4 protein-coding genes are annotated in these 4,523 nt (G+C 65.4%); all 4 read left to right on the top strand.

The features are described 5' to 3' along the window. Positions 1-695: 695 nt before the first annotated feature. A complete protein-coding gene (locus ACYVE9_RS16650; protein WP_461028652.1) occupies positions 696-2,333 on the top strand; it encodes a peptide ABC transporter substrate-binding protein in 1,638 nt (545 codons plus the stop codon). A gap of 89 nt (positions 2,334-2,422) precedes the next feature. Continuing rightward, complete coding sequence (locus tag ACYVE9_RS16645) at positions 2,423-3,346, top strand: ABC transporter permease (protein WP_461028651.1); 924 nt, start codon at positions 2,423-2,425, stop codon at positions 3,344-3,346. Then, positions 3,339-4,277 (top strand): ABC transporter permease, encoded by a 939-nt coding sequence (locus ACYVE9_RS16640; RefSeq protein WP_461028650.1) that lies wholly within the window; start codon positions 3,339-3,341, stop codon positions 4,275-4,277. The genes ACYVE9_RS16645 and ACYVE9_RS16640 overlap by 8 nt, the downstream gene beginning before the upstream one ends. Positions 4,278-4,288: 11 nt before the next feature. Further along, a partial coding sequence (locus ACYVE9_RS16635) for an ATP-binding cassette domain-containing protein (protein WP_461028649.1) occupies positions 4,289-4,523 on the top strand: 235 nt, incomplete at its 3' end.

The raw sequence follows: 4,523 nt of genomic DNA, 5'->3' as shown, positions 1-4,523 counted from the left end.
CGGCGCGCTCTCCACCGGTCCCGCGCGGGTGGAGGGGCCCACGTGGCCGTGCACGGCCAAGGGAGCGGCGGTACGGCACGGAGCCCGGTCCGTCGCCTGCTTCCCCCGTCGCCTGCCCGGCCGACGACTGCTCCGCCTGACGGGGGGTCGGTCTGACGGCGCGTGGGCCGCGTCCGGCGCGGGTGCTGACGGGCCGTCAGCCCGGCCGTTCCGTGCGTCGGGATGGTTGTCGCGGGCACGTGGCGGGCATGGAGACGGCGACCCGGGCGGGAGCGGGCGGGGGGTGAGCGACGTCACTCACGAGGGGTCGTCGCAGGCCGACGTGACGGAAGTCTCCGCCTACCGGTTCGATCTTGGCGAGTCAAACACTTTGGTTCAGTCGACGTCCGGAAACCGGACGTCAGATGCCGGAAGACGCGTTAACAGTCCGTTTCGCGGCTGTCTGTAACGGATTGCTTTGTCCGGATTTCGGATCTCTGCCCTGTCGGTATGTGACCAAACCGAGATCCCTGACGTGTGGTTTACGGGCGCTGCGTGCCCAATAGTTGGCTTCATCGAGCTCGGGTCTGCGAGTCACGCCTGTTGGGGAGCGCTGATTCGTGATTCCGGGGGTCGCTGCTGACGGTATGCATGCCGGCAAGGCAGTCGTATCCCCCGTTCCCGTAATGACAGTGGACTCCTGAGGAGGCATACCCATGCGCGGTGCCAAGAGCGCCAAGTGGGTCGCGAGTGCGATCGTCGTGGCCCTGTCCGCGACCGCCTGTGGCGGCGGCAGTGGTGACAGCGACAGTGACGAGGGCGGTAAGGGCGGCGGGTCCATCAGCATGGACATCGCCGAGCCCAAGCGGCTCATCCCTGCTTCCGTCACCGAGAGTTCGGGGTCGCAGGTGCTGTCCGCGCTGTTCGCCCCTCTGGTGGACTTCGACGATGACAACAAGCCGGTGATGGCGGCCGCCGAGTCGATCGAGTCCACCGACAACAAGGTGTGGACGATCAAGCTCAAGGACGCCACCTTCCACGACGGCACGAAGGTCAAGGCGCAGAACTACGTCGACGCCTGGAACTGGGGTGCCTACGGCCCGAACGCGGCCGACGGCAACTACTTCTTCGGCACGATCGAGGGCTACGACAAGCTCAACCCGCAGGACCCGGACGGCGAGGAAGGCCCGAAGAAGGCCGGCGAGCCCAAGGCTGAGAAGCTCTCCGGTCTCAAGGCCGTCGACGACAAGACGATCGAGGTCACGCTCAGCGACCCGTTCTCCGGTTTCGCGTCGCTGCTCGGCTACACCGTGTTCTACCCGATGCCTGACGCGGCGTTCGAGGACCTGGACGCCTACGAGGAAGCCCCGATCGGCCAGGGCGCCTTCCAGATGGACGGCGAGTGGAAGCACGACCAGCAGGTCAAGGTCAAGGCCTACGAGGACTACTCGCTGGGTGACAAGCCCAAGATCGACGGCATCGACTTCAAGGTCTACCAGGACCAGAACACCGCCTACAACGACGTGCTCGGCGGCAACCTGGACGTGGTGCGGACCATCCCGACCGAGGTCATGGGCACCGCCCCGGACGAGCTCGGCGACCGGTTCAAGACCTCTCCGGCCTCCACCTTCCAGTTCCTGGCCTACCCCACCTACGAAGACGCCTACAAGGACCCGAAGGTCCGCAAGGCCATCTCCATGGCGATCGACCGTGACGAGGTCATCGACGTGGTCTTCCAGGGTTCCCAGGACCCCGCGCGTTCCTTCGTCTCCCCGGTGGTCGCCGGCTTCCGTGAGGACACCTGCGGCGAGGCCTGCAAGTTCGACCCGGACGCCGCCAAGAAGCTGCTGGACGAGGCCGGCGGCTTCAAGGGCGACAAGATCGAGCTCGGTTACAACGGTGACGGCGGCCACAAGCAGTGGATCGAGGCCACCTGCGACCAGATCCGCAAGAACCTGGACATCGAGTGCGTCGGCACCCCGGTTCCCAAGTTCGCCGAACTCCTGACCCAGGTCGAGAAGAAGCAGTTCCCGGGCATGTTCCGGATGGGCTGGATCATGGACTACCCGTCCATGGAGAACTACCTCGGCCCGCTGTACTCCACCGGTGGTTCGTCGAACTACTACGGCTACAGCAACAAGGAGTTCGACAAGCTCGTCGCCGAGGGACGCCAGGCGGACAGCGAGGAAGAGGCCATCAAGAAGTGGCAGCAGGCTGAGGACATCCTCGCTGAGGACATGCCGGTGATCCCGCTCCGCTACGGGAAGAACGTCTTCGGGCACTCCGAGTCGGTGAAGAACGTCGAACTCGACCTCTTCAACCGGGTCGTTCTGTCGAAGATCGAGAAGGCCTGACGGTTCTTCGCAGTAACACCGTAGAACCGTCCAAGGCTTGACGGTGGGGGCAGAAAAACTGCCCCCACCGTTTCCATGAGGAGGATCCCATGGGCCGGTACGTCGCCAGGCGACTACTTCAGATGATCCCGGTGTTCATCGGGACCACGGCCATCATCTTTGCGCTCGTCACTGCGATCGGCGGTGACCCCGTACAGAATCTCTACGGCGAGCGCCCGGTGCCGGACAGCGTCCGCATCGCTCTCACCAGCCAGTACCATCTGGACGACCCGTTCTTCATGCGGTACTGGTACTACATCTCGGACCTGGTTGTCGGCGACTTCGGTACCAGCCTCAACGGCCGGCCCATCAGCGACATGATCCAGGAGGCCTGGCCGCACACCCTGCGCCTCGCCGGTATCGCGCTGGCGGTCGAGGCCGTCATCGGCATCGGGGCAGGCCTGATGGCCGGCGTCCGGCGCGGCAGCTTCCTCGACAACGTCGTGCTGCTCTCGACGCTCACCGTCATCGCCGTGCCGATCTTCGTCATCGGCAACTTCGCCCAGGTGCTCTTCGGCGTCCAGTGGGGAATCCTGCCGGTGGCCGGTGTGACCGAGGGCATGCAGAGCTATCTGATGCCGGGTATCGTCCTCGGCTCGGTGTCCCTGGCCTACATAGCCCGGCTGACGCGGGCATCGGTCGCGGAGAACCTGCGGACGGACTACGTCCGCACGGCCAAGGCCAAGGGCCTGCCGCAGTCTCGTATCTTCGGCGTTCACGTGCTCCGCAACTCGCTGATTCCGGTGGTCACCTACCTCGGTATCGACATCGGCACGCTGATGGGCGGCGCGATGGTGACCGAGCGCATCTTCAACGTTCCCGGCGTCGGGTTCAACGTCTTCAAGGCGACCCAGATCGAGGACGGACCAGTCCTCGTCGGCTTCGTCTCCATGCTGGTCATGATCTATCTGCTCGCCAGCCTGATCGTGGACCTGCTCTACGCCGTGCTCGACCCGAGGATCCGCTATGCCTGAGACCAAAGCCCCCACCACGGCCGGCACCCGCGTCGACCCGGATGCGGACGCAGCGCTCACCGGCACGAAGTCGCGGAGTCTGCTGCAGGACGCGGTCCGGGACCTGGTGCGGCAGCCGATCTTCATCGTCTCGGCGGCCGTCATCCTCTTCCTGTGCACCATCGCGGCCTTCCCCGGGCTCTTCACCAGTGTCGACCCCCGGGCCTGCGACCTGTCCAGGTCGCTGGACACGCCGAGCGCGAGCGCCTGGTTCGGGTACGACACCCGCGGCTGCGACATCTACGCGCGCACCATCTACGGAACCCGCACGTCCATCGTGGTCGGTGTGCTCGCCACGATCGGTTCCGCGATCATCGGTGGTCTGGTCGGGACGATCGCGGGCTACAAGACGGGCTGGGTCGACAGCCTCATCTCCCGCGGGATCGACATCTTCCTCGGCCTCCCGTTCCTGGTCGGCGCCATCGTCATCCTGAACTCGTTCCGAGGCGACGACGGTCAGCGGATCGGAGGCATCTGGGGAGTGCTGGCAGCGCTGACGTTGCTGGGCTGGATGAGCATGGCGCGCATCATGCGCGGTTCGGTGATCCAGGCGAAGCAGGCCGACTACGTGACGGCCGCCCAGTCCCTCGGCGCGTCGACACCCCGTATGGTTTTCCGTCACGTTCTGCCCAATGCGGTCACGCCGCTCATCGTCGTCGCTTCCATCAGCCTCGGCGTCATCATCTCGGTCGAGGCCACGCTCAGCTTCCTCGGTGTCGGTATCCAGCCGCCCACCATCTCCTGGGGTGTGATGGTCAGCGACTCCCTGCCCCGCGTCCGCGAGGCCCTCCACCCACTGCTGTTCCCGGCGGCTTTCGTGAGCGTCACGGTTCTGGCGTTCATCATGCTGGGCGACGCGGTCCGCGACGCCCTCGACCCCAAGCTGCGCTGAGGGAGGCGTACGTGACTACTGTGAAACAAACCGTCGGAGTCCCGGCGCCGGAGGGAACGGAGAACAACTCCGCCCCGCTGCTCGAAGTCCGTGACCTCCATGTGGAGTTCAAGACCCACGAAGGGTCGATCAAGGCCGTCAACGGGGTGAACTACTCCGTTGACGCGGGCGAGACGCTGGCTGTGCTGGGGGAGTCGGGTTCTGGGAAGTCGGTGACCGCCCAGGCGGTGATGGGCATTCTGGACA

This window comes from Streptomyces sparsus (assembly GCF_054776295.1).
The sequence above is the reverse complement of the archived record's forward strand: the minus strand, read 5'-3'. Positions and strand labels throughout refer to the sequence as shown.